This window comes from Microbispora catharanthi (assembly GCF_006334915.2).
GTDB classification, from domain to species: Bacteria; Actinomycetota; Actinomycetes; order Streptosporangiales; family Streptosporangiaceae; genus Microbispora; species Microbispora catharanthi.
This window is the reverse complement of sequence record NZ_VDMA02000011.1, coordinates 78,947-104,440: the sequence shown is the minus strand read 5'-3', so window position 1 is coordinate 104,440 and position 25,494 is coordinate 78,947. Positions and strand designations below refer to the sequence as shown.

The 25,494-nt window shown below is 71.7% G+C and carries 23 protein-coding genes; 11 read left to right on the top strand and 12 right to left on the bottom strand.

Features of this window, described 5'->3' with window-relative positions; genetic code table 11:
• Positions 1–120: 120 nt before the first annotated feature.
• A complete protein-coding gene (locus FH610_RS21390) occupies positions 121–1,713 on the top strand; it encodes an ABC-F family ATP-binding cassette domain-containing protein (protein WP_139576298.1) in 1,593 nt (530 codons plus the stop codon).
• On the opposite strand, the gene FH610_RS21385 is transcribed toward FH610_RS21390, so the two are convergent.
• Both FH610_RS21385 and FH610_RS21380 read right to left on the bottom strand, forming a co-directional pair.
• Positions 1,686–2,540 (bottom strand): EI24 domain-containing protein, encoded by an 855-nt coding sequence (locus FH610_RS21385; RefSeq protein WP_139576297.1) that lies wholly within the window; start codon positions 2,538–2,540, stop codon positions 1,686–1,688. The genes FH610_RS21390 and FH610_RS21385 overlap by 28 nt on opposite strands.
• Positions 2,541–2,550: 10 nt before the next feature.
• A complete protein-coding gene (locus FH610_RS21380; protein ID WP_139576296.1) occupies positions 2,551–3,138 on the bottom strand; it encodes a Maf family protein in 588 nt (195 codons plus the stop codon).
• Positions 3,139–3,200: 62 nt separating this feature from the next.
• On the opposite strand from FH610_RS21380, the gene FH610_RS21375 reads away from it, so the two are divergent.
• Complete coding sequence (locus tag FH610_RS21375; protein WP_139576295.1) at positions 3,201–5,066, top strand: CASTOR/POLLUX-related putative ion channel; 1,866 nt, start codon at positions 3,201–3,203, stop codon at positions 5,064–5,066.
• A gap of 18 nt (positions 5,067–5,084) precedes the next feature.
• Here FH610_RS21375 and FH610_RS21370 read toward each other — a convergent pair whose 3' ends face one another.
• Together FH610_RS21370 and FH610_RS21360 are read right to left on the bottom strand one after the other, a co-directional pair.
• Positions 5,085–5,714: a response regulator transcription factor gene (locus tag FH610_RS21370; protein WP_139576437.1), complete on the bottom strand. Its 630-nt coding sequence runs from the start codon at positions 5,712–5,714 to the stop codon at positions 5,085–5,087.
• 107 nt (positions 5,715–5,821) lie between these two features.
• Positions 5,822–7,795, bottom strand: coding sequence for a sensor histidine kinase (locus FH610_RS21360; RefSeq protein WP_161628044.1), 1,974 nt, complete (start codon positions 7,793–7,795; stop codon positions 5,822–5,824).
• Positions 7,796–7,939: 144 nt separating this feature from the next.
• Between FH610_RS21360 and FH610_RS21355 the strand changes: the two genes are divergently transcribed.
• A complete protein-coding gene (locus FH610_RS21355) occupies positions 7,940–8,836 on the top strand; it encodes a CPBP family intramembrane glutamic endopeptidase (protein ID WP_139576293.1) in 897 nt (298 codons plus the stop codon).
• On the opposite strand, the gene FH610_RS21350 is transcribed toward FH610_RS21355, so the two are convergent.
• Entirely contained in the window at positions 8,837–9,763 is a 927-nt protein-coding gene (locus FH610_RS21350; protein WP_139576292.1) for an alpha/beta hydrolase, read from the bottom strand.
• A gap of 149 nt (positions 9,764–9,912) precedes the next feature.
• Between FH610_RS21350 and FH610_RS21345 the strand changes: the two genes are divergently transcribed.
• Positions 9,913–10,788, top strand: coding sequence for a helix-turn-helix domain-containing protein (locus FH610_RS21345; protein ID WP_139576291.1), 876 nt, complete (start codon positions 9,913–9,915; stop codon positions 10,786–10,788).
• Positions 10,789–10,812: 24 nt separating this feature from the next.
• On the opposite strand, the gene FH610_RS21340 is transcribed toward FH610_RS21345, so the two are convergent.
• The gene (locus FH610_RS21340; RefSeq protein WP_139576290.1) at positions 10,813–11,364 is read right to left on the bottom strand and encodes a TetR/AcrR family transcriptional regulator; all 552 of its coding nucleotides are present in this window, start codon (positions 11,362–11,364) and stop codon (positions 10,813–10,815) included.
• A 153-nt stretch (positions 11,365–11,517) separates the two neighbouring features.
• On the opposite strand from FH610_RS21340, the gene FH610_RS21335 reads away from it, so the two are divergent.
• The gene (locus FH610_RS21335) at positions 11,518–14,274 is read left to right on the top strand and encodes a helix-turn-helix transcriptional regulator (protein ID WP_139576289.1); all 2,757 of its coding nucleotides are present in this window, start codon (positions 11,518–11,520) and stop codon (positions 14,272–14,274) included.
• Positions 14,275–14,282: 8 nt separating this feature from the next.
• Here the strand turns inward: FH610_RS21335 and FH610_RS21330 are convergent, their stop codons facing one another.
• Positions 14,283–15,056 carry an alpha/beta hydrolase gene (locus FH610_RS21330; RefSeq protein WP_139576288.1) on the bottom strand — a complete coding sequence of 258 codons (774 nt, stop codon included), beginning with the start codon at positions 15,054–15,056 and terminating at the stop codon, positions 14,283–14,285.
• Between the two features lie 280 nt (positions 15,057–15,336).
• Between FH610_RS21330 and FH610_RS21325 the strand changes: the two genes are divergently transcribed.
• Positions 15,337–16,395, top strand: a complete 1,059-nt coding sequence (locus tag FH610_RS21325) for an alpha/beta fold hydrolase (RefSeq protein ID WP_139576287.1) — start codon at positions 15,337–15,339, stop codon at positions 16,393–16,395.
• Positions 16,396–16,520: 125 nt separating this feature from the next.
• Here FH610_RS21325 and FH610_RS21320 read toward each other — a convergent pair whose 3' ends face one another.
• Positions 16,521–16,808, bottom strand: coding sequence for a DUF308 domain-containing protein (locus FH610_RS21320; RefSeq protein WP_205825947.1), 288 nt, complete (start codon positions 16,806–16,808; stop codon positions 16,521–16,523).
• Positions 16,809–16,843: 35 nt separating this feature from the next.
• A complete protein-coding gene (locus tag FH610_RS21315; protein ID WP_205825946.1) occupies positions 16,844–18,283 on the bottom strand; it encodes a tannase/feruloyl esterase family alpha/beta hydrolase in 1,440 nt (479 codons plus the stop codon).
• A 571-nt stretch (positions 18,284–18,854) separates the two neighbouring features.
• Here FH610_RS21315 and FH610_RS21310 point away from each other — a divergent pair.
• From FH610_RS21310 to FH610_RS21295, 4 genes are all read left to right on the top strand, one after another.
• A complete protein-coding gene (locus tag FH610_RS21310; RefSeq protein ID WP_205825945.1) occupies positions 18,855–19,229 on the top strand; it encodes an alpha/beta fold hydrolase in 375 nt (124 codons plus the stop codon).
• A gap of 35 nt (positions 19,230–19,264) precedes the next feature.
• The gene (locus FH610_RS21305; protein ID WP_240809103.1) at positions 19,265–19,705 is read left to right on the top strand and encodes a VOC family protein; all 441 of its coding nucleotides are present in this window, start codon (positions 19,265–19,267) and stop codon (positions 19,703–19,705) included.
• A gap of 124 nt (positions 19,706–19,829) precedes the next feature.
• Positions 19,830–20,672: an oxidoreductase gene (locus tag FH610_RS21300; protein ID WP_139576284.1), complete on the top strand. Its 843-nt coding sequence runs from the start codon at positions 19,830–19,832 to the stop codon at positions 20,670–20,672.
• A 70-nt stretch (positions 20,673–20,742) separates the two neighbouring features.
• Positions 20,743–21,216 (top strand): GNAT family N-acetyltransferase, encoded by a 474-nt coding sequence (locus FH610_RS21295; RefSeq protein ID WP_139576283.1) that lies wholly within the window; start codon positions 20,743–20,745, stop codon positions 21,214–21,216.
• 249 nt (positions 21,217–21,465) lie between these two features.
• On the opposite strand, the gene FH610_RS21285 is transcribed toward FH610_RS21295, so the two are convergent.
• Genes FH610_RS21285 through FH610_RS21275 form a run of 3 tightly spaced genes read right to left on the bottom strand, consistent with a single transcriptional unit; the run spans position 21,466 to position 24,459 of the window.
• Positions 21,466–22,473 (bottom strand): hypothetical protein, encoded by a 1,008-nt coding sequence (locus FH610_RS21285; protein ID WP_139576282.1) that lies wholly within the window; start codon positions 22,471–22,473, stop codon positions 21,466–21,468.
• Positions 22,474–22,519: 46 nt separating this feature from the next.
• Positions 22,520–23,194: a peptidyl-tRNA hydrolase gene (locus tag FH610_RS21280; protein WP_205825944.1), complete on the bottom strand. Its 675-nt coding sequence runs from the start codon at positions 23,192–23,194 to the stop codon at positions 22,520–22,522.
• Complete coding sequence (locus FH610_RS21275) at positions 23,191–24,459, bottom strand: MFS transporter (RefSeq protein ID WP_139576280.1); 1,269 nt, start codon at positions 24,457–24,459, stop codon at positions 23,191–23,193. The genes FH610_RS21280 and FH610_RS21275 overlap by 4 nt, the downstream gene beginning before the upstream one ends.
• Positions 24,460–24,522: 63 nt before the next feature.
• On the opposite strand from FH610_RS21275, the gene FH610_RS21270 reads away from it, so the two are divergent.
• A complete protein-coding gene (locus FH610_RS21270; protein WP_139576279.1) occupies positions 24,523–25,485 on the top strand; it encodes a GlxA family transcriptional regulator in 963 nt (320 codons plus the stop codon).
• The last annotated feature ends 9 nt before the right edge of the window (positions 25,486–25,494 follow it).

Sequence of the window (25,494 nt, the reverse complement as noted above, 5' to 3'; positions counted from 1 at the left end):
TGGCACCGGGCCGGGCGCTCGGCCTACACTCGGCGCCATGTCTCTGCCCCGGATCTCTTAGCTCGGACACCCGCTTCCACGCCACCCGTGTGTCCTTGAGCTTCTCCGGAGCGTCAACAAATGATCACCCTTCGTGGTGTCGACGTGCGCGTCGGCGCCCGTCTCCTGCTGTCGGACGTCACCGCCCACGTCGCCCCCGGCGACCGCGTCGGCCTGGTCGGCCGCAACGGCGCGGGCAAGACCACCCTGCTGAAGACCCTGGCCGGCGAACTGCAGCCGGCCGCGGGCACCATCACCCGGACCGGCGAGGTCGGCTATCTCCCGCAGGATCCCTCGGCGGCCGATCCGTCCCTCTCCGTCGCCGCCCGCATCCTGTCGGCCCGCGGCCTCGACGAGGCCGAGCGCGCGCTGCGCGCCGCCGAGGCGGCCATGGCCGACCCCGCCGAGCAGGAGCGGGCGATGCGGCGGTACGTCCGGGCCGAGGCGGAGTTCGAGGCCCGCGGCGGATATGCCGCGCAGGCCGATGCCGCCCGCATCGCCGCCGGGCTCGGCCTGCCCGACCGGGTCATGACCCAGCCGGTCGGCACCCTGTCCGGCGGGCAGCGCCGCCGCGTCGAACTCGCCCGCATCCTGTTCGCCGGGCAGGGCACGCTGCTGCTCGACGAGCCCACCAACCACCTGGACGCCGACTCCGTGTCCTGGCTGCGGTCGTTCCTCGCGAGCCGCACCGGCGGGCTGGTCCTGATCAGCCACGACACCGCGCTGCTCGACGACACCGTGAACAGGATCTGGCGCCTCGACGCCGACCGCGCCGCGCTGGAGGTGCACAACACCGGCTGGCGCACCTATCTGGCCGACCGCGACGCCGCCGAGCGCGGACGCGCCCGGCAGCGGGCGGTCGCGGAACGCAAGGCCGCCGCGCTGCACGCCCAAGCCGACAGGATGCGCGCCGGGAAGTCCACGGCCGTACGGGCCAAGGAGATGGCGCGCCGCGCCGACCGCATGCTGGCCGCGGTGGAGCCGGTCCGCCGCGCCGAGAAGGTCGCGCGCATCCGGCTGCCCGAGCCCGCCCCCAGCGGACGCACCCCGCTCGGCGCGATCAGCCTGACCAAGGCGTACGGCGACCTGCGGGTGCTGACCGGCGTGGACCTGGCCGTGGACCGGGGCAGCCGGCTCGTCGTGCTCGGTCTCAACGGCGCGGGCAAGACCACGCTGCTGCGGATCCTGGCCGGGCGGGAACGCCCCGACTCGGGCCGCGTGGTGCACGGGCCCGGTCTGCGGCTGGGCTACTTCGCGCAGGAGCACGACACGCTCGACCCGGCGCGCACCGTCGCCCAGAACCTCGCCGCCGCCGCGCCGCACCTGGGCGACGGCGAGGTGCGCCGGATCCTCGGCTCGTTCCTGTTCGCGGGGGACGACGCGGGCAAGCCCGCGGGCGTGCTGTCCGGCGGCGAGAAGACCCGTCTGGCGCTCGCCACCCTGGTCAGCTCGCAGGCCAACGTGCTGCTGCTCGACGAGCCCACCAACAACCTCGACCCGGCGTCACGAGACGAGGTGCTGGCGGCGGTGGCCTCCTATCAGGGCGCCGTCGTGATGGTCACCCACGACGAGAAGGCTGTGGAGGCGCTCCGTCCCGACCGCGTCCTGCTGCTGCCCGACGGGGTCGAGGACATGTGGAACGCCGGTTACGCCGGTCTCGTGTCCCTGGCCTGACCTCCCGGCGCCTGGCCTCCTGATGCCTGATCTCCCTGCGCCTGATCTTTCGGTGCGGGCGCCGGCGCCAGCCGCATGCGGACGAGCATGGCGGCGCCGGCGACCGCGCCGGGCATCGCGACGACGCTGACGAGCGGCACCAGGAACGCGAGGAAGAGCGGCACGCCGAACCCGAGCGAGACGGACAGGTTCGACCGGAGCAGGGCGAAGCGCTCCTTGCGCCGCAGACCCCGGCGTTCCATCGCCAGGGCGGTCAGTTCGACCGTGAGGAAGAATCCGGAGACGAACGCCCCCACCACGGGCACCACGGTCTGCCCGACGACCGGCACGAAGCCGAGCACGAACAACGGCACGGAGAACAGCAGGACCCACCAGAGCGTGACGAGGCTGTCGCGGATCGACCGGAACAGGGACGACCAGAAGGGCAGGTCACCGCCGCCGGGAAGCCCGCCGAGGTCCTCCTCGACCCGCTCCGACAGCTTCTCGTAGAACGGGTCGCCGATCACGAGCGTGACGGCGGTGAACGTCAGCACGGCGAGCGCGAGACCCGCCACGAAGATCATCACGCCGACCAGCGTGCGGAACCCGTCGCGCCATCCCCAGTCGTCCGCGAACGGCGTCGCCCAGGCCGCCACGTCGGTCGCGTGCGTGCCCAGCCAGACCAGCGCCAGGGCGTAGAGCACCAGGGCGATCAGGGCCGGGATCAGCCCGAACACCCACCAGCGGGGATGCCGGGAGACCCACCCGAGACCCCGGAAGCAGAAACCGATTCCCTCGGCGAGACCGCCGACGCCGCGCCGTCCGGCGGGCCGCCCGATGCCACTCATGGCGGGCAGGCTAGCGCCACAAGGTCGTCACAGGCACGCCCAGATCGGCGAAAAGGCGGCGAAGCAGGGGCAGCGAGATGCCGAGCACATTGCCGTGGTCGCCCTCGATGCCCTCCACGAACCAGCCGCCCAGGCCGTCGAGCGTGAACGCCCCCGCCACGCGCAGCGGCTCCCCGCTGGCGACGTACGCCTCGATCTCCCTGTCGGACGGCGTGCCGAACCGCACCACGGTCGCCGCCACCTCCGACACCCTTCGGCCCGCGGACACGTCGACCACGCAGTGCCCGGTCAGCAGCCTGCCGGTCCTGCCCCGCATCATGTGCCAGCGGTCCTTCGCGTTCTCCGGCGTTCCCGGCTTGCCGTACGCGACGCCGTCGAGTTCGAGCACAGAGTCGCAGCCGATCACGATTCCGTCGCCGAGCGTCCGGGAGACGGCGTCCGCCTTGGCCACGGCCAGCTTCAGGCACAGCTCCCCGGGGGTGCCGGCCGTGATCGCGTCCTCGTCGACGCCGCTGACGATCACCTTGGGATCGAGCCCGGCCGCCCTCAGCACACCGAGGCGGGCGGGCGAGGCCGAGGCGAGCACCAGTTCCGTCACACGGTGAAGCCTAGTCGCTTCTACTATGTCTGACGTTTACCGATCACGTGCGGGGGATGCCGGTGTCAAAAGCCACGGTCAAAGAGCGTGCGCGCTACTGGTTCGACAACACCATGTCCAGGGGCACGGCCGCCCTCATCGGCTGGCTGGCCCTGGTGTCGCTGGTGCTCATCGTGGTGGTCAGCGCGCTGACGGTGTGGCTCACCCCCGACGAGGCGCTCCGGCACGACGGCTGGCCCGGGGTGCTGTGGCTGTCGCTCATGCACGCCCTCAGCCCGGGCAAGATCGCCGGAGACGCCGGCACCGCGCCCTTTCTCGCGATCATGCTGGGCGCGTCCCTCGGCGGCATCTTCATCGTCAGCATCCTCGTGGGCGTGCTCTCCGCCGGTCTGCGCGGCAAGATCGAGGAGCTGCGCAAGGGCCGCTCCCGCGTCATCGAGAGCGGCCACACCGTCATCCTCGGCTGGTCCGAGCAGCTCTACACGATCGTCTCCGAACTCACGAAGGCGCACGCCAGCCAGCACGGCTCGGTCATCGCGATCCTGGCCGACAGGGACAAGCCGGCCATGGAGGACGCCATCCGGGCCCGGGTGGGCGACACGGGCAGGACGCGCCTGGTGTGCCGCACCGGCCGGCCCACCGAGCCGACCGACCTCGACCTGTTGAGCCTGAGCACCGCGCGGACGATCGTGGTGCTGTCCCCCGAGAAGGAAGACCCGGACGCGCACGTCATCAAGACCCTGCTCGCGCTGGCCAAGCGGGCGGGGGAGCATCCTCCGGTGGTCGCCGCCATCGCCTCCTCGCGCAACATGGCCGCCGCCCGGCTGGCCGGAGGGCCCGGCGTCCACCTGGTCGACAGCGACGACATCGCCGCGCGGCTGATCGTGCAGTCGTCCCGGCAGTCCGGCGTGTCCGTCGTCTGCATGGATCTGCTGAACTTCGACGGCGGTGAGATCTACCTGCGCCGCGATCCCTCCCTCGCCGGCAGGTCGTACGGCCAGGCCCTCGACGCGTACGCGACCGCGACCGTCCTCGGCCTGCGCACACCCGGCGGTGTGGTGCTCAACCCGCCGCCGGACACGGTGATCGGGACGTCCGACGAGATCGTCGTGCTCGCCCAGGACGACTCGCTCATCCGCCTGGCGAACGGAACGGCTCCCGCGGAGGAACGGCACATCGTCCCCGCGACGGCCCCGGCGGCGGCCCCCGAGCGGACCCTGATGCTCGGCTGGAACGGCCGGGCCGCGCGGATCATCCGCTACCTGGACGGCTACGTGACCCCCGGATCGGTGCTCGACGTCGCAGGCGACCACCCCGGCGCCGGCGCCGGCCTGGCGGACCTGCGCAACCTGACGGTGAACGTAAAGGAGTGCGACGGCACCGACAGGTACGCCCTGGAGTCCCTCGGCGTCGGCGTCTACCAGCACGTCATCGTGCTCTCCGACGACCGGTACGATCCCCGCCACGCCGACAACCGGACGCTGATGACGCTGCTGCAACTGCGCGACATGCAGGCGACCCTCGGGGAGAAGTACTCGATCGTGAGCGAGATGCACGACGAGAACAACCGGGCGCTCGCCGAGGTCACCGAGGCCGACGACATCGTGATCAGCGACACCGTCATCGGCCTGCTGCTCGCGCAGCTCGCCGAGAACCCGCACCTCGCCGAGGTCTTCGGCTACCTCTTCGACTCCGCGGGCTCGGAGGTCTATCCCCGGCCCGTGGAGAACTACGTGACGACCGGCGGGCCCGTCGCCTTCCGCACGATCGTGGAGTCGGCCCTGCGGCGAGGCGAGACCGCGATCGGTTACCGCCTGGCGGCGAAGTCGGGGAACCCGCCCCACTACGGCATCACGCTCAACCCAGACCGGTCACGGACCATGACGTTCGCTGCCGGTGACTCCGTGATCGTCCTCGCCGAGCGCTGAGCCCGGTCGTCCCACGGCTCACTCGCCGAGGCCGGCGCGGCGGGCGCGCACCACGGCCTGCGCCCGGTCGGCCACTTGGAGCTTGGCGAAGACGGACGTCAGGTGGTTCTTCACGGTCTTCTGGCTGAGAAACAGGGCGCGGGCGATCTCCGCGTTCGACTTGCCTGACGCGAGCAGGTCGAGGATCTCCCGCTCCCTGGCGGTCAGCTCGGGGAACGGCGTGACGTCCGGGCCCGGCGCCAGGAACCTGCGGATGCGCCGGGCCACCGCGGGGCCGTACACGGCCTCGCCCCGGGCGACGGCCCGGACGGCGGCGATGAACTCCGCCCCGCCCGTGCCCTTGAGGACGTAGCCGCGCGCGCCCGCCCGCAGCGCGGCGAACACCGACGCGTCGTCCTCGCTCATCGTCAGCACGAGCACGCCGAGGCCGGGATCGCGGTCGATCAACCGGCGGGTGGCCTCGATCCCCGAGGTGCCCGGCATCACCAGGTCCATCACGACCACGTCGGGCCGCAGCGACAGGGCGAGGGCGACGGCCTCCTCGCCGTCTCCCGCCTCACCCACCACCTGGGCGCCGCCGACCTGTTCGAGCAGCGCCCGCAGGCCGTGCCGCAGCAGCGGGTGGTCGTCGACCAGCAGGACGCGCACCGGCGCGGCGGCCTCGGGATCGGCCGTGGAATCGGCCGTGGAATCGGCCTCAGGGTCGGCCTTGGGGTCGGCCTTGGGGTCGGCCTTGGGGTCGGCCTTGGGGTCGATCACAGCGGCAGCACCGCCTCCACCGTCGTGCCCGCCCCTGAGGCGGACGTCCTGCGCAACACGCCGCCGAGTTCCGCGGCGCGCTCTCTCATGCTGCCCGATCCCACGCCCTCGACGAGCGGCTCGGGCAGTCCCCTGCCGTCGTCGCGGACGCGCAGGACCAGTCCGTCCCGCTCGATCCGGGCGACGATCTCGATGGTCCGGGCCCGCGCGTGACGCAGGGCGTTGGCCAGGGCCTCCTGGGCGATGCGGTAGGCCGCCACCTCGACGGCGGCGGGCAACTCGGGCAGCGGCTCCGGCACCCGGACCGTGACGGCCGGGCCGGCCTCCACCGCCTCCTCCGTGTCCAGGGCCAGGTCCTCCAGGGCGCCGGCCAGCCCGAGCTCGTCCAGTGCCGGCGGGCGCAGGTCGTGAACGATCCTCCGCACGTCGCCGACGAGGCCCTGGACGAGCTGCCTGACCTCCGACAGCGACGACCGCATGGCCGGCGACGTGTCCGGGGCGGTGGCCTCTATAACGTCGAGCCGTACGCCGATGGCGGCCAGGCCGGGCCCGAGACCGTCGTGGAGGTCACGGCGGAGCCTGCGCCGTTCCTCCTCCCTGGCGATGACCAGCCGCTCCCGCGACGTCTGCACCTCCCTGGCGAGACGCACGGCGGCGAGGGCGACCGCGAGTTGGCGGGCGAGGTCGTCGAGCACGGCCAGGTCGGCCGCCGACAGGGCTTCGCCCGGCGAACGGGGGGCCGCGCGCAGCTCCCCCTCCACGCGTCCGCCGACCACGAGCGGAAGCCGCACGCCGTCGCCGGGGACACCGCCCTCGGCGCAGACCGGCGTGCCGTCGGCGGCGAGCACGGCGACCGCGGGCAGCCGCAGCGTGTGCGCCACGGTCTCCGCCGCGCGGTCGAGCAGCCGCGTCGGGTCGGCCGACGACTCCAGGCGCTGGCCGAGCAGGGACAGCGCGGCGGCCGGGTCGCCCCGGTTGCCGAACAGCAGACGGCCGACGGCCCGCTGCGCGGCGTCGCGTGCGGGCGCGAAGGCCACCGCCACGACGGCGGTGGCGGCGAGCGGCTCGAGCACTCCGCTCCCGGTCCGCAGGAGCGTGCCGATCGTGGCCACGGTGACCAGGTAGGCCCCCAGCAGCACGACCGTGACCAGCGCGTACACGACGGTGCGCCGGATCAGCACCTCGATCTCGAACAACCGGTAGCGGAAGATCGAGACCGCCGTGGCCGCGGGGAACAGCGGCAGTGCCGCGGCCTGCAGCCACACCCCCACCGGTGGGTCGGGCGGCAGCAGGTTGTCGGCGACGACCGAGAGCCCCACCGCGACGACGGCCGCGAACACCGGCAGGAGGCGGCGCCTGTTGTCCGAGCGCGTGACCCGGGTGGCCAGCGCCGCGACCCCCGACAGGGCCAGCCCGGTCACCACCACGCCGAAGGCGACCTCCGCGACGGGATCCGTGGGAACGAACCCGAAGGAGCTGGGCACCTCGTGTCCCCAGACCCAGACGCGATCGCGGAGCATGAGCATGACCTGGAGCACCGCCATCGCGGCGACGGCCGCGACCAGCACCGGCCGCCACCGTGGCGACGGCAGCCGTCCGTCGGGCAGCAGCAACGGCAGCAGCAAGAGCGGCCCGAAACCGGTGAAGAACACCCAGTTCGTCACCCACGCGGCGAGCAGGGCGCCGGGCAGCCCGTACGACTGGGCGTACGCGGCGTATCCCCCGGACAACGCCTGGAGTGCCAGCCCCGCGCCACTCAGGCAGAACAGCCGCCCGATGGGGTGCCGCGGCCATCGTGACAGGATCAGCACGCCGACCGCGGGGTAGGTCATGCCGACGACCGCGTCGAGCACCAGATAGGTGCCGTCGGGCACGGGCACGGCCGTGGTGAGCGCGATGCCGGCGACGACGGCCGCCCCGCACAGGACGGGGATCGCCCAGAGCCATTGGGGCCTTGCACCGCTTCGCATCAGGACATCATTGGACATTTCCCACTCGAAGGGAATGGGACCAGGGTCCCGTCCCACCCGGGACCCCCTCGGGCCCGGACGCCGGGACGGGAACGGGACCCGGCCCTCAGGCGGACGGGACCGCCGGGGCGCTGGAATCGGCCCATGCGAACGAACACGTCAACCACCGTCCCCGACGAGGCCGCCGCTCCCGTCGCCCGCGAGCCACGGCTCGCCGTATACGGCGTCACCCTGGCCGCCCTCGTGCTGCCCGTCGTGGCCCTCGCCGTCTCACAGGGCGCCGACCTCAACCGGATCGGCGACGCCCCGATCGGCACCCAGATCGCCGTCTACAGCCAGGCCTTCATGCCGGCGCTCGCCGCGCTCGTCGCATGCCTGGCAGGTGGCGGTGTCCGCGCCGTGGACTGGGGTTTCCACCGGGTGCCCTGGCGCACGCTCGCCGCCGCGTGGGCCGTGCCCGTCCTCGGCACCGGCCTCGCGTACGGCACGGCCTGGCTGACCGGCGCCGCCCGCTTCGATCCGGGCGACCTCGCCGCGTCCACCGGGCTGCATCCGGCGCTCGGCGTGGTGCTCGGCCTCGTTCCCGGCGTGGCGCCGTTCGTCGTCCTGGCGCTCGGCGAGCAGCTCGGCTGGAGTTCCCTGCTCGTCACGAGGCTCGGCGCCCGCAGGAGCCCGGCCGCGACGGCGGTGATCCTCGGCGTGGCCTGGGCCTCGTTCCACTACCCCCTGATGCTGTTCGTGCCGGGTGCGGTGGAGGAGGGCGTGCCGGTGCCGTACGCGCTGCTGATGTTCACGCTCCAGACGGTCACGCTGGCCTTCCCGCTCGTGTGGCTGCGCCTGCGCACGCGGAGCATCTGGCCGGTCCTGGTGCTCCATGCCACGATGAACGCGTCGCTGTACTTCGTGGCCGAGGCGATGACGGCGGCGCACGACAGGTCGGCCTGGATGGTCGGCGAGGGCGGCGCCCTCACCACCGCAGGGCTGGCGGTGGCCGTGCTCCTGACCAACCGCCTGTGGCGGCGCCCCCGCTCGTCCCGCTGACTAGGCCGTCCGGCTCAGGTTCTCGCCGAAGAACCCGGCGATCCTTTCGACGGCGTGATCCACGTGGTTCTTCTTGTCATAGAGGTCGACGTGGCTGGCGCCGTCGATCCAGTAGATCTCCTTGGGGCCGGTGGCACGCTGGAAGGCGTCGATGCTCATCCAGGACGTGACGGCGCGGGTGCCGACGATCATGAGCAGCGGCCGGCGCCCGATCAGCGGGATCGGCGCGAAGGCGTCGAAGGCCGCCATCCTGTCGATGCTGTTCCAGGTGAGAAAGCCCGCTGAGCGGGGGTGCCTGCCACGTTTGGTGCGGTAGTAATCAAAGCCCTCGGCACCGTGCTCTCCGCCGAGCGCGTAGGCCTCCTCGACGGTGTCAGGGAAGAGGGTCAGCACCGGCGGTTCCTCGCCCCGGGCCTCGACGGTGCGGGCGTGGGCAGCGGCGTCCAGCATGCCGAGGAACACGGCCGGGTCCTGGGCGCCGTCGGCACCCAGGCGGAACTGACGGGCGACGTCGACGGCGCTGACGGTGGCGACGGCCTTGACGCGACGATCGCCCGCGGTGGCCGAGAGGGCGTAGCCGCCCGAGGCGCAGATGCCGAGCACGCCGATGCGGTCCGGATCGACCTCGCCGCGGCTGGTCAGGAAGGAGACGGCGGCCTTGAGGTCCTCGACCCGCTGCGCGGGGTCCTCCAGTCCGCGCGGTTCGCCGCCGCTCTCGCCCTGGAAGGCCGCATCGTAGGCGAGCGCGACGAACCCCCTGTCGGCCAGGTGGCGGGCGTAGAGGCCGGCGGCCTGCTCCTTCACACCGGTGCCGGGGTGTCCGACGACGATCGCCGGACGCGGCCCCTCGACCGGGGTGTCGGGAAGGTGGAGATGGCCGGCGAGCGGGATGCCGGCGCTGTGGAAGGTGATGTTGATCTTCGCCATGGAACTCTCCGAGTGGTCAGCCGGCCCGGCACGATGCCGGGCACGTGTCCACAGTCGTCGCGACCCTGGACAGGCAAAAGTGGCGAGTTCTTGCCTGGGAGAAAACCTGCCCCTCATCCCCGCCACCGCAGGTCCGCACAATGGAGGACATGACCAGCGCATCCGGCCCCGGCGAACTCGGCGCCTTCCTCAAGGCCCGCCGGGCGCAACTGGCCCCACAGGACCTCGGCCTGCCCGAGCAGGACTCCCGGCGCAAGGTCGCGGGGCTCCGCCGTGAGGAGGTCGCCCAGCTGGCCGCGATCAGCGTCGACTACTACACGCGGCTGGAGCAGGGCCGTGTCCGAGCGTCCGCTTCTGTCCTCGCCACGCTGGCCCGCGCACTGCGCCTCGACGACGACCAGCAGCGGTACCTGTATCAACTGGCCGGCAAGACCGACGCCCGGCCTCGCCGGCGCCGGCCCCCGCAGCGCGTGCGCCCTGCCATGCGGCGCCTGCTCGACCAGCTCACCGCGACCCCCGCCATCGTTTTGGGCAAGCGGCTGGACATCCTCGAGTGGAACGCCTGCGCCGCCGCCTTGTACATCGACTTCTCGCAGCTCCCGGTGGACCGGCGCAACTACCTCTATCTGCTGTTCTCCGACCCGATCATGCGGAGCATGCACCTGGAGTGGGAGCACGACGCCCGCGACGCCGTCGCCGCCCTGCGCATGGAATCCGCGGCCGATCCCCGCGACCCGGAGCTCGCCCGGCTCGTCGGCGAGTTGTCCGTGCGGGACGCCGACTTCCGTACCTGGTGGGCGGAGCAGCGCGTCAACAACGCCGCCTACGGCACCAAGCGCTACCGGCATCGGCTGGTCGGCGACCTCACCCTCGACTGCGACACGTGGAGCAGTCCCGACGGCTCGGGACAGCGCCTCATGGTCCTCACGGCCGAGTCCGGTTCGCCGTCGGATGACGCGCTGCGCATCCTCACCTCGTGGGCGCCCGGGCAACCGAGCGGGAGCCTCTCCCCCACGTCCGGATGACCCGCACGCCACCACCGAGCGGGGTCAGCGCGCCCGCGGGACGCCGACGCCTCGCAGTAGCGTGTCAACTACGACGTCGGCGGCCTGCGCGGCGCTCAGCTCGGACAACCCCTCGGCGGCCTGTTCCAGCAACGGTGGCAGGACGGTGGCCACCCAGCCGGGCGGCAGATCGGAGCGCAGCAGGCCCTCGTCGGTCGCGCGCTGCAGGAAGGCGTCGACATCGTCGATCAGGCGGCGGCGGCGCTCGCGGAGCGTCACTTCGCGGAGCATCCGGCTCGTTTCCACGGGCCATTTGCGGTTGACGGCGATGATGCCCTCGACGTAGAGATGCAGTGCGACCGCGACCGGGGCCTCGTGCAGCCTGGCGGCCTTGATGACCTCCTCGACCGCGTCGTAGCGCGCTGCGTAGACGGCGGCCATGAGGTCTTCGCGGGAGGCGAAGCGGCGGTAGACGGTGCGGCGGTCCACTCCTGCCGCGGCCGCGATGGCGGCGACGGTCGCCGAGGGGTCGTCGGCGAGCATGCGGGCGCCCGTGCTCAGGACGCGTTCCAGGTTGCGCGTCGCGTCTGCTCTCACCCGCCCAAGATATCCCTTCACGTAGCACATGGCGGAACTAAATGTCACAATCAGGGAGACATTACGCCATCAAGTGCTACAGATATGAGGCAGTTACAGCGTCGGTCCGATGACGTGCTCATGATCGGCCATACCTGAGGAAATGAGGGAAGCGTGGAGTCGCTCGTCTCGACGATGGTGGGCCGGGATGACGTCCGAGGGGAACTGTCCGCGTTCATGACGGCCGCCGGGGGGCGGGCCCTCGTCCTGAGGGGCGAGACCGGGGTGGGCAAGAGCGCCCTGCTCGACCACGTGGCCGGCCTCGCGTCCGCGGAGAACCACCGGGTGATCCGGGCCGCCGGGGTCGAGGCGGAGGCGGAGCTGCCCTTCGCCGGCCTGCACCAGCTTCTGTACTCGCTGCTGCCCCGCTCGGCCGAACTCGGCGAAGGCCGCCGTGTCGTCTTCGACGTCGCCTTCGGGCTGCGCGAGGGCACGGCGCCGTCGGTCATGTCCCTCGGCATCGCCGTCCTCGACCTGTTGTCTTTGACGGCATCGGAGAAACCGCTTCTGCTGTTGCTCGACGACGGTCAGTGGATGGACGCCTCCAGCGCCGAGGTGTGCGGGTTCGTGGGGCGCCGGCTCACCGGCGGTTCCGTGAAGATGCTCATCGCCGTACGGTCCGACGTCGGCTCGCGGTTCGACACGGCCGCGCTTCCCGAGCTCCCCGTGGCGGCACTGCCGGAGGAGGCCGCCGGGCAACTGCTGGACATGCGCCATCCGCAGCTCGACACGCAGACCCGGCGCATCGTCATGGAGCACGCCATGGGCAACCCCTTGGCGCTCTTGGAGCTGCCCGCCTACCTGAACGGCGGCCACACCGGCCGCGCGGCCGAGGAACGCCTCGGATTCGGCGACATCCCGCTGTCGCGCCGTCTGCAGCACGTCTACGGCGTCCGCATCGAACGGCTGCCCGGTCCCGTACGCGAGGAACTGCTGCGCGGCGCCCTCGACGGTGTCGGGGCGGGACCGGGCGGCAACCGCGCCCCGGGCGCCCGCTACCGCATGCGCGGGGCCGACGAAGCGGTCGCGGCGGGCCTCCTGGACACCGACCCCGCCACCGGCGACCTCGTCTTCCGGCACCCGCTGGTCCGCACCACCGTCGTCCAGCTGGCGACCCCCAACCAGCGCCGCGCGGCGCACGCCGAGCTCGCGCGGGTGCATCGCGACGACGTCGAGCGGCGCGCCCGCCACCTGGCGGTCTCGGTCGTGGATCCCGACGAGGAGGTGGCGGCCGCGTTGGAGGCCGCGGCCGACTCGGCGACCCGGCGCGGCGGCGCGGTCGCGGCCGTGGCCTGGCTGACCCGCGCGGCGGAGCTGAGCGAGAGCCCCGCCGACCGCTCCAGGCGGCTCGGCGACGCCGCCTTCATCGCCGGACATGCCGCGCTCCTGGACCAGGCGCAGAAACTCGTCCGCTCGGATTCGCCGCCCGGCGCGAGCGAGTCCCCCGCCACGGTCGTCACCTCCGCCTACGTGGCCCTGTACGAAGACGGCGACGTACGCTCCGCGCATCGCCACGTCGCGGCGGCGATCGAGAGCCTGCGGAAAGACGGCGTGCACGAGCCCACCGAAGAACTCACCCGGCTCGTGAACGTGCTGCTGGCCGTCAGCCAGTACGCGGGCGACGCCGCGCTGTGGGACCGCACCGGCCGGCTCATGGACGCTCTGGGGAACCGGGTCGACACGCGCTCGGCGATCTACCGCGACGCGTGGAGCGACGTCGTCCGTCACGGCGCGGGCGTGCACGAGCGCGTCGAGCGGGCTTTCACCGGCGTCTCGGAGCTGGAACCGTGGGACGTCTCGCGCCTGGCCGTCGCCGCCTACCACGTGGACACGCTGAACCAGTACCGCCCCTATCTGCAGCGGGCCGTCGACCGTGAGGTGGAGACCGGCGCCGTGGCCAACGGCATGACCATGCTGCACCTGATCATGCTCGGCCAGCTGGCCGCCGGCGAGTGGGACGACGCCGAACGGACGGGACAACGTGCGCTGGAGCTGACCACGTCCCGCGGAAACGCGCTGTTCACCCATCACACCCGCGCCTATCTGGGGCTCCTGGCCGCGATGCGCGGACAGGTCGAGCGGGCCCGGGAGTCGCAGGCCGTCCTGGACGCCTGGGCCCGCCCGCGCGGCGTGGGCTTCCTGACCCAGATCGCCGACGCCATCGGCACGGCGGCGGCGTTGAGCGAGGGTGACTACGAAGCCGCCTATCTGTACGCCATCGGCATCACGCCGCCGGGATCGTTCGAGCGCTGCGCCCATCAGGCCGCACGCACGCTGCTCGACCTGGTCGAGGCCGCCGTGCACACCGGGCGCCTGGAGCAGGCCCGCCGGCACGCCCAGGCCGCGTCCGACGCCGGCCTGCCCGCCGTCTCCCCCCGCCTGGCCCTCATCACGTACGGCGCCCTGGCGATGACGGCCGCCGATGAGAAGGAGGCCGAGGACATGTACGCCCGAGCCGAGGCCCACCCTGCCGGAGCCGGCTTCCCGTTCGAGCTGGCGCGCATCCGCCTGGCCCACGGCGTCCGGCTCAGGCACACCCATGGGCCAAAGGCCGCACGGCCCGTCCTGGCCCGCGCCGCCGAGTCCTTCGAACGGCTCGGTGCCGCAGGCTGGGCCGTACGCGCCCAGGCCGAGCTGCGCGCCTCAGGGGCGCCCGCCCGCGCGTCGCTGGCGCACCTGACCACGCTGACCTGGCAGGAACGCCGCATCGCGGAGCTGGCCGCAAGCGGGCTGACGAACAAGGAGATCGGCGAACGCATGCACCTGTCCCCGCGCACGGTCAGCTCTCATCTCTACCGCGTCTTCCCGAAACTGGGCATCACCTCGCGTGCCGCACTGCGTGATGCTCTCGGCAAGGCCGGCGACGCCTGAACCCTTCTTCACCACTCCGACGGGTCGGCCCGCACCCCTCGCTCGGCGAGCCAGAGCAGTACGTAGTCGGCGACCGCCCGCCAGCCGCTGTCGACGACCAGCGAGTGGGCCCGGTCCGGGAACTGCTTGAAGCTGCTGGTGGCCGTCGAGTCGCCGTACGACTTGTAGACGGTCCGGGTGACGTGGTCGGGCACCAGCCGGTCCTCCTGCCCCGAGATCAGCAGCAGCGGGCCGCGGCGGGTGTTGCCGTGGTCGACGACCGCCCGCGGGTGCCGTATGGCGCCGCCATGTCCCAGCTCGCCCAGCAGCCGGCGTGACCCGGGGACGACGTGGCGCTCGAACAACTCGGCGGACTCCTGCTCGGTGACCGCGTTGGCGAACAGCCGCCGGAACCTCCCGGCGTCCATCGACACCGGCCACGGCTCCCCGAGCGCAGGAGCGGTCGCGTGATCGACCGGGGTGGGGGCGATGGCGACCGCGGCACGGCCGGCGTTCGTGCCGAGGAGGTGCTGCGCGATGAGCCCGCCCACCGAGTGGCCGACGATCACGGGCGGGGTGTCGAAGGAGCGGACGATGCGCGCGTAGTGATCCGTGAGTTCGTCGAGCCCCACCTCCCGGAGCGCCTCGGGACGCCGGCGGGCCTCGCCCACCGTGGCGGGTTCCCCAGGCCAGCCCGGCGCGCAGACGGCGAACCCGAAACTGGAGAAGCGCCCGTTCCATGATTCCCACGACGACGCGTGGAGCCACACGCCATGGATGAAGACGACGGGAGTGGGGTTCACGGATCCTCCGGAAAGGCTCAGGACCAGGCCTGACCAAGGATTGTCCGGATGCGCCCGGAGCGGAACAGTCGAATGACTGAACGTTCCCGTCCGCCCTGCGTCGCAGGTCGTCTCAGGTCCGGCGAGGTCTGCCCGGACACCGTGCTCGGGTGATGTCTCGCGTGGCCGGCACGGCTGCCGTTCGCGAACTCTCACCGTCATCTGACTGATGTGCCGGGGTTCCCTGCCAGAAACAGTAAGCGATGCCGCATTCCCTGTTACAGGACACGGAGGACTCCACATGATCGACAGGCGCACCTTCGGCAAGGTCGTCGGTTTGGCCACCGGCGCGACCGTCGCCTCGCTGGCGGGCTTACCGGCGTCCCCGGCCGCCTCCGCCACCCCGCGCGGGGCGGCCCCGACGTTGCCGGCGGTCAGGCCCGGCACGCACACGTCCTTCGCCTCGCTGAAGCAGGTCAAGGCCGGCCTGCTGGACGTCGGTTACGCCGAGGCCGGCCCGGCCCGCGGGCCCGTGGTCATCTGCCTGCACGGCTGGCCGTACGACATCCACAGCTTCGTCGACGTCGCTCCGCTGCTGGCGGCGCAGGGCTACCGGGTGATCGTGCCCTACCTGCGCGGTCACGGCACGACGCGGTTCCTGTCCGCCGAGACGTCCCGCAACGCCCAGCAGTCGGCGATCGCGCTCGACATCGTCGCCCTGATGGACGCCCTCAAGATCGACAGGGCCGTTCTCGCCGGCTTCGACTGGGGGTCGAGGACCGCCGACATCATCGCGGCCCTGTGGCCGCGGCGGTGCAAGGCCCTGGTGTCGGTGAGCGGCTACCTCATCACGAACCTCGAGGCCAACCTCGAGCCGCTGCCGCCGAAGGCCGAATACGCCTGGTGGTACCAGTACTACTTCGCCACCGAGCGGGGCCGCAAGGCCATGGAGAACAAGGACAAGCGCCACGACCTGACCCGGCTCGTCTGGGACACCGTCTCCCCGACATGGGACTTCGACGACGCCACCTTCGAGCGCACGGCCGCGGCCTTCGACAACCCCGACTACGCCGCCATTGTGATCCACAACTACCGGTGGCGGCTGAGCCTGGCCGACGGGGAGCGCCGTTACGACGGTCTGGAGAAGCGGCTCGCCGACCGGCCGGTCATCAAGGTGCCGACCATCACCCTGGACGCCGAGCGCGACCCCTTCACACCGCCGCCGGGCGACGGCTCGTCGTACCGCGGCATGTTCACCGGCCCCTACGAACACCGCACTCTGGAGGGCATCGGCCACAACCTGCCGCAGGAAGCGCCCACGGCCTTCGCCCAGGCCGTCGTCGACGTGGACCACCTCTGACGAACGCGACGACGGCCCACCGCCTGCTGTACAGCGACAGCCTGCCGGATGCATCCGGCAGGCTGTCGCTGCTTCCGTGGCCGTGCCTTGGCCACGCCTCGCCTCGTATGGCGCTTAGCGCGCCGTCAGACGGTCTGCGTCCGCGGCCGGCGGGCACGCCAGGCCAGCAGTCCGGCCTGGATGATGAAGAACACGCCGCCGCCGGTGGCGTAGACCGACAGCACGTCGAGTGAGGCGTCGCCCCTGAGGGCCTGGACGTTGTAGAAGATGCCGACGAGGAACGACAGACCGCCCGCGATCAACATCGGCCACTGCTTGCCCAGCTCCGGGCCGCGCCGCCGCAGCCCGACCAGCACCTGCGCCGCGCCGGAGACGACGGCCCAGGCACCGAACACGTGCAGCACCTCCGCCACCCCGCCCGCCCCCGCGAGGCCGACGTGGATGGTTGTCAGTGCCGCACCAGGGCGCAGGAGTAGCTGCGGGCGTCGGCCGGGTCGCCGTGGCCGATGTAACGGGAGACGGACGGATACCGGCACAACTCACGCGTCACCGTCTTGCCGGAGGAGTCCGTGACGGCGGCGCTCAGCGTCTGCGGGGCCTTGCCCTGTTCGACCCAGGCCGTCAGCGCGCCGAGGGCGTCAGTGGGCTTCGGACCGGTGCTCGTGTCGCCGGCGCAGTGGGCGACGCCCGGCGCCAGGAACAACCGGTAGAAGTGGTCGACCCGGCGCGCTCCTCCCATGGCCAGCTCCACCCGCCTGCGGTAGTCCACGGTGCCCTGGGCGGGAATCAGCTGGTCGGCCTGGCCGTGCCAGGTGAGCAGCTTGCCGCCGGACCTGCGGAACGCGGACAGGTCGGGGGCGTCGGTGCCGATGATCGCGTCGTACTCGGCCTGGGACTGCGCGAACAGCCTGGCGAACTCGGCGTACGTGATCGTCGAGAGGTCGTAGGAGGGCCGGCGCTTCAGGAACGTGGAGACCCACGTGGCCGGCACCGGGAACGGCGCGCCCACGCGGCTGCCGTCCGCGTCGATGCGGGTGCCGGCGAGGTCGAAGCCGGCTCCGATCGGGATTCCGGCCCACAACCTCTTACCGGACGGGGTACGCGGGCCGTCCCAGATCTTGCGTACGACGGCGGCGTCGGCCGCGGTGATCGTCTCCTGTTCGCCGTCGCATTCGACGCTCTTGCCGATGAGTTTCCGCGGGTCGAAGGTGCACCTGGCGGGGGCGCCGATCAACCCGTCGGGCGCGCCGTCGAGCGGGTCGCATGCCTTGACGGCAGCCTCGTTGAAAGCGTTGAACTCACAAGGGGAGGGGAAGGTGTTCTCCTCGTTCATGACCACCTGCGGCCACAGGGTCGCGACCTCGAATTCGTCCCAGTTGATCGCCGGAGCGGTGGCCAGGATGCCGTCGAAGTCATCAGGGTGGCGCTGGGCCTCCATGTAGCCCTGACGGCCACCGGTCGAGCAGCCGTTCCAGTACGAGTAGGAGACGGGCCTGCCGTAGACCTCCTCGACGACCTGCCTGCCCACGACCGCCATCTCGTGCTGGGACCGGTCGGCGAAGTTGTTCAGCAGTTCGGTGTCGACCTCGCCGTCGCCGTTCAGGGCCCAGCCGGTGTCCAGGTAGGTGCCGACGCCGGCGTCGGTGGTCGCGGCGGCGTAGCCGCTTTTGATCGCACCGGCCAGGCCCGCGCCGTAGTCGCCAGCGGCGAAGGCGCTGCCGCCCAGCGCCTGGAAACGGCCGGTCCAGCCCGTCTCAGGCAGCCAGACCCGCACCTTGGCGTGGTCGCCGACGCCCGGATGGGTGAGCGTGACCGTGACATCGCAGTAGGCCGGCACGTCCGGGATCTCGGCCACGTCGGTCAGCGGCGGCACCGGAGGGATGGTCACGGTGCCTCCCTCCCGTCTCACCGTCGTCACGGACTCCACCGCGGTGCCTACCGGGGCGTTCACGGAGACGGACGAGCATGCGAACGGGACGGTGGCGGACCTCGCGGGGCCGGCCGAAGCCGCCGCCGGCAGGCACGCCACCGCCACTCCGGTCGCGAAGATGATCACAAGGCGTTTCACGATGTTCCTCTCACTGAAGTGCTGGGTCGTCAGCTGTTGGGGTGCGTCTCACTGTCGTTCGCGGCCGGCACCCGGCACATCAGTCAGTTGACCGTCAGCAGCCGCGAGCCGCTCCGGGCGCGCTTCGACACACGCCGCGGCGCAGGTCCGCGGGCCGCATTCGGGGACATACGCGCACGGCCGGGTAGCCCGCCGACCAGCGCCGTCGCGCTGCTGGACGACGGTCCGGCCGGCACCTCGTGACTGACCGTCAAGTGACCGATGTGGCCGCGGTCCTTTCCGGACGACAGTGATGGCGCCGGATTCACCACCTTCGTCTGAAGCTTCCTGAAAGGGGAATCTCGTGGTCAGCAGCAAGGGTGTACGTAGCCGGGGGCTGATGTTGTGCACCTTGTCGACGGTCGCGATCGGTCTCCTCACCACCGCCGCCGCCACGCCCGGCTTCGCGTCGCAAGAGCCCGGCAAGTTCCACCACCAGTTCGCCGCCGACGTACCGGCAGGCACCGCGGCCCTCATGGCCGCCACCCAGCGGCCCATCGCCCAGTCCGCCCTGGAGGAGAAGACCGAGGCCGCCGCCTGGAAGGACAAGCCCGCCTGGGCCGTCATCACGACCCAGGACCTCAACATCCCCGCCGAAGTCCAGCGCTACATGGCCAAGCGCGCCCACGCGCACTCCATCGAAGTACGCGCCTCTCACTCCGTCGCCGTCTCCCAGCCCAAGACCGTGGCCGGCGTCATCGAGAAGGCCGCACGCGCCACGCGATAGCCCCACAACGCGAAAGAAAGATCACAACCATGGACATGAAGCTCGAAGTCGTCGTCCTGCCCGTATCCGACGTCGACCGCGCCAAGGACTTCTACACCCGGCAGCTGGGTTTCCGCCTCGACGCGGACTTCCCCATCGTCGACGGCTACCGGATCATTCAGGTCACTCCCCCCGGTTCGGCCTGCTCGATCATCTTCGGTGACGGCCTCACCGACGCCCGACCCGGCACGGTCCAGGGACTGCACCTGATCGTGTCCGACATCGAGCAGGCCCACGAGGAACTGGCCGACCGCGGCGTCGACGTCACCGGCCCGTTCCACGACGCGACCGGCGCCTTCCACCAGACCGGCGAGACCGGCCGCGTCATGGGCCTGCACCCGCAGCGTGCCAGCTACGGCTCCTTCGCCTCGTTCGCCGACCCCGACGGGAACCGCTGGTTCCTCCAGGAGATCACCGAACGGCTGCCCGGCCGCTGACCGACGGCATCCAGAAGCCGGCCACAGCACAGAGAGACTCCTGTCACACTGACGCGAACGTTAACCCTACAAGTGCTACATTACTGAGACAGTTCCCCGAATATCGAGCACATAGGAACCATCCATGCCCAAGACATGGCTCATCACCGGAGCATCACGCGGCATCGGACGCCGCCTCACCGAAGCCGTACTCGAAGCAGGCGACCAGGTCATCGCCACCGCACGCAACCCCAGGCAACTCGACGACCTGGCGGCCCGCCACGGCGACCGGATGCGAGCGGTCGCACTCGACGTCACCGACGCCGCCGCGGCCTCCCGGGCGGTCAAGCAGGCCACCGACACCTTCGGCAGCCTCGACGTGGTCGTCAACAACGCCGGCTACGGCAACAGCGCACCGATTGAGGAGATGGCCGAAGACGACTTCCGCGCTCAGATCGAGACCAACCTCTTCGGCGTCGTGAACGTCACACGGGCCGCCCTGCCCGTCCTGCGCACCCAGCGATCAGGAATCTTCGTACAGTTCTCCTCCATCGGAGGACGCGTCGGCGGCACCCCCGGAATGGGCGCCTATCAGACCGCGAAGTTCGCCGTCGAAGGCTTCTCCGAAGTCCTCGCCAACGAAGTCGCACCCTTCGACATCAAGGTCATCATCGTCGAGCCCGGCGCCTTCCGCACCGACTGGCAGGGCTCCTCCATGGAGATCCACCCCGTCGGCCCCGACTACGAGCAGACCGTGGGCGCCATCCACCGCTACCGACGCGACACCGACGGCACCCAGCCCGGCGACCCGGCCCGCGCCGCCCAGATCATCATCGACGTCGTCCGCGGCGACGACCCACCCCGGCGACTCCTCCTCGGCAGCGACGCCGTCGCCTCCGCCCAGAAAGCCGCCGAGATCCGCGCCGCGGAAACCGAGAAATGGGCCCACGTGAGCCGCTCGGCCGACTACCCCACCCACGAACGCTAGTGCTGTGACCGGCGACGTTCACCGGGTTAACCGCTGGATCGAGTCTCTGCTGGGCTTGTAGGTTCCCGACGTGACCGATGACGGCAAGACTCGGATCCGATTCGCGGAGGAAGCAGATGCAGCCGTGATCGCGCGCATCCACATGACCTCTCGGTCGGCGACCATGCCCTACCTGCCCCCGCAGAAGCGCGGTCACGAGCAGGTGACCAGATGGGTCCAGGACGTCCTGCTCAAGCTGTGTCGCACTTGGGTCGCAGTGCGTGATGCGGAGATCATCGGCTATGCGGCCCTCGACGGCGACATGCTCGAACATCTCTATCTGCGCCCGGACGTCCGCCGGCAGGGAGTCGGCACGCTACTGCTCGACGAGGTCAGGCGGCACAGCCCTGACGGGGTGTCGCTGCACGTCTTTCAGCAGAACACCGATGCCCGCGCGTTCTACGAGAGCCACGGTTTCACCGTCCTCGACACCAACGATGGTGATCGCAACATGGAGAACCTGCCCGACATGACGCTTCGCTGGACGCCGAACAGCGTTCAGTGATCTGTACCGGCCAGACGAGCCGAAGGCTCACGCCGGGGCCGAGAGGGGGCGTCCGCCCCAGCGGATGCCCTTCTCGCTGCGAATGCGGGCGCGTTCCTCGCGCTACCACACCGTTCAGACCCGGGCCCTGCACGCCTACCTACGCTGGCGCAACGCCGACGCCCGGGCTTCGCGGCCGATGCGGATCGCGTGGCCGGGGAAGAGCCCGCAGGTAGGCGAGGACCGCCCCCGCAAAACCTCGCTGTAGCGCTAGAGCGCCTTGACGGAGGACATCACCTTGTTGATGTCGTGCCAGCGCTTCTTCTGGCTGTCGGGGATCGTGACGAACACGACGGCGGGCTTCTTCTCCGGCACGTCCACGAGGGCCAGCGCCGCGGCGGAGACCCGCTTCCTGCCCTTGAGCGTGTAGTGCACCGTGTAGCCGAGCAGCCAGCCCTTCCGCTTGCCCGCCTTGACGGGCTGCGAGGCGGTCCAGGTGATCGTCGCGCCCGACGGGTGGTGGTTGAGCGTCCATCTGGCGGCCAGGAAGGCCGTGTCGCGCAGCGTCTTCTGCTCGGGAATCGGCACGGGGCAGGAGACCAGCATTCCGCGGTAGGACGCGCCCTTGGCCTTGGGCAGCAGCTGGCGGGAGGCGAACGGCGCGGGCGTGGCCAGCGCCCATGCCTTGGTGAAGCGGGGCAGGGCGACGCCGGAGCGCCGGTCCTTGATCAGGCCATGAGTGGCGGCCGCCCGGCCGGGCAGGCCGCGGAGCCGGCGGCCGTCCTTCGGCAGCGCGGGCACGCGGGGGTCCTTGAGGGCCGCCGCCAGCGCGGGATCGACCGCGTCCGTGCTGGCCGCGGGACTCGAGACGGCGCTCACGACCGCGCTGGGCGTCCCGCTCGTCCCGGTGCTGGACAGCGGACTCGACAGCGGACTGAGACCGGGCGTGGCCACCGCGCCCGCGGCCGGTGCGGCGGCGCCCGACGCGAACGAGGCCGATGCGGCCGAGGGGACGGCGGCCGCGGAGTGCCGCGGCGCGGCGGTCGCGGAGTCGCCCCGGTTCAGCAGCACGACGGTCGCGCCCGCCCCCAGGACGACGACTCCCGCGGCGACCGCGATCGCCCGGTAGACCACCCGCATCGGCAGGTCCCCGAAGCCCTTGGACGAGCTCGCCGGTGGCGCCGCCACAGGGACCGTGATCTTCGGTAGCGGAGTGGTCTCGGCCTCGGCCGCTATATAAGAGGGAACGGCCTTCGTCCCATAGTCCCCAGGTGACACGATCGGGAGCGTACGGCATATCCCGTTATTTCGGGTGCCTTCCCCATCACACTTCGGGAACGCCGACCGGCAGCCACGGCGCGTCGGCCACGACCGTCGCGGAGCCCGGGGCGATCTCGGTGAACCCGGCGTCCCTGACCACCGGCAGCCCGCTCGCGGCCAGCGCGTCCCACCGGGCCGGGCCGGCCGTCCTGACCCGTACGGCGAAGCCGCGCTCGCGCCAGGCCGCCCTGTCCGCCTCGTCCGCGCCCCACCAGGCGAACTGGGCGCCGTGGCCCGCCTGGGCCATCGCCTTGCCCGCCGTCATCTCCAGGTGGGGGTTGATCCAGAGCACCACGTCGTCGGGGCCCGCCTCCTGCGGGGCGGCGTCGTCGGAGAGATCCGTCCCCGACACCTGGAGCCGGGCGAGGTCACGCGGCCAGTCGTCGAGCGGCACGGGAGGATGCACCCGCACCTCGGCCGTGCGCACGGTGACGGTGATGCCGGGCAGGGCGAGCGCCCGCCGCCACTCGGCGCCGCGTGCCCGCCTGACCACCTTCCTGATCCGGCCGTCCTGCCACTCGGCGACCTCGTCGAGCCACTCGCCTCCGTCCTCGGCACGGTCCTGGGCGCGGTCGAGCAGGCGCACCACTGCCGTCGCCGCCGCCTCCAGCGCGTCGGTGCGCTGCGGCGGCGCGGCCCGCTCGATGCGTACGACCAGGGGAAGAACGCGTTCGGTCACCCGACAAGGATCGCAGCTTCGCGGCGATCCCGGACACGCGTGACGATACGGGACGACATGAGCGCGGCGAACAGGCACAGCACGCCCGCGCCGTACCACGCCAGGTCGTAGTTCCCCAGGTGGTCGCGGGTGACCCCGGCCACGGTGGCGACGACGGCCGCGCCCACCTGGTGGGAGGCGAAGACCCAGCCGAACACCACCGCGCCGTCCGCGCCGAAGATCCTGCGGCACAGCGCGACGGTCGGCGGCACGGTGGCCACCCAGTCGAGGCCGTAGAAGACGATGAAGACCAGCATGCTCGGCTCGGTCGTGGCGGCGAACAACTGCGGCAGGACCAGCAGCGACAGCCCGCGCAGCCCGTAGTAGACGACGAGCAGGAGCCGGGGGTCCACCCGGTCGCTCAGCCAGCCGGAGAAGACGGTGCCGGCGATGTCGAAGACCCCGATCACGGCGAGCAGCGAGGCGGCGGTGGTCTCGGGCATGCCGTGGTCGTGGGCGGCCGGGATGAAGTGGGTGCCGACCAGGCCGTTCGTGCTCGCCCCGCAGATGGCGAAGCCGACGGCGAGATACCAGAAGTGCCGGGTGCGGGCGGCGTCCCGCAGCACGCGGACGGCCCGCGCGGCGGCGCCCTTGGCCGGCGTGCGCACGACCGGCTCGGTCGCGCCCAGCGCGGTCAGGCCGATCTCCTCGGGGGTGTCCCTGAGCAGGAACCACACGAGAGGTACGACGGCGAGCGCGGCTCCCGCCACCGTGACCGAGGCCCACCGCCAGCCCTGCATCTCGGCCAGGTGCGCGAGCACCGGTAGGAAGATCAGTTGCCCGGTCGCGCCGCCGGCCGTCAGGACGCCGGTGACCAGGCCGCGGTGCCGTACGAACCAGCGGTCGGTCAGCGTGGCGGCGAAGACGAGCGCCATCGAGCCGGTGCCGAGCCCGACCAGGACGCCCCACAGCGCGACGAGCTGCCAGCTCGCGGTCATGAACACGGTCAGGCCGCTGCCGACCGCCACCAGCAGCAGGGCGCAGGCGACGACGCGGCGCATACCGAAGCGGTCCATGAGCGCCGCCGCGAACGGCGCGCACAGCCCGTAGAGCATGAGGTTCACCGAGACCGCGAGCGAGATCGTGCCCCTCGTCCAGCCGAACTCGTCCTCCAGCGGCGTGATCAGCACGCCCGGCGTGGCGCGGAACCCGGCCGCCCCGATGATCGCGACGAAGGCGACGGCGGCGACGATCCACGCACGATGCAGCGACTTCATGGCGAGCATCCTCCGTTGTGCCCGCCTTCCGCGGAAAGTGGCCGGGAGGTCAACATGTGAAAGAATCGGGCCATGCACCGCGTCGCCGTACTGGCCCTGGACGACTTCTCCACACTCGATCTGGGCATCCCCGGGCAGGTGTTCTGGGCCGCCCGCGACCCCGGCCCGCTGTACGAGGTCGTCACCTGCACCCCGGGAGGCCGCCCGGTGCGCAGCCCGGCGGGCTACAGCGTCGTCCCCGACCACGACCTGAGCGTGCTCGCGACGGCCGACACGGTGGTCGTGCCGGGCATCCACAGCGGGACGCCGCTGGAGAACGGCACGCTCGGCGAAGAGGTGCGCGCGGCGCTGTGGGGCGTCGCGGGACGCGCCCGGCTCATCTCGATCTGCACCGGGGCCTTCGTGCTGGCCGCCGCGGGACTGCTCGACGGGCGTCCGGCGACCACTCACTGGCGCAACGCCGCGGACTTCCGCGCGCTGTTCCCCCGCGTACGGCTCGATCCCGACGTGCTGTTCATCGACGACGGCGACGTGCTGACCTCGGCCGGCGTGGCGGCGGGCATCGATCTGTGCCTGCACGTCATCCGGCGCGACCACGGCAGCGAGGTGGCCAACCGCACCGCCCGCCGCTGCGTCACCCCGCCGTTCCGGGAGGGCGGGCAGGCCCAGTACATCGAGCGGCCGCTGCCCGATCCCGCCGGGACCACCACCGCGCCCACCCGATCGTGGATGCTGGAACACCTGGAGGAGCCGGTCAACCTGGCCGCCCTGGCAGCGCACGCCCGCATGAGCGTGCGGACGTTCACCCGCAGGTTCCGTGAGGAGACCGGCCTCAGCCCGGCCAGGTGGCTCGCCGGGCAGCGGATCGCGCACGCCCGGCACCTGCTGGAGACCACCGACCTGCCGGTCGACGCGATCGCCAGGAAGGCCGGGTTCGGCAGCGCGGTCTCGCTCCGTCAGCACCTCCACGCCGCCGTCGGGGTGTCCCCCCTGGTCTACCGGCAGACGTTCCGCACTCCCGCCGTCCTCGGCTGACGGGCGTCA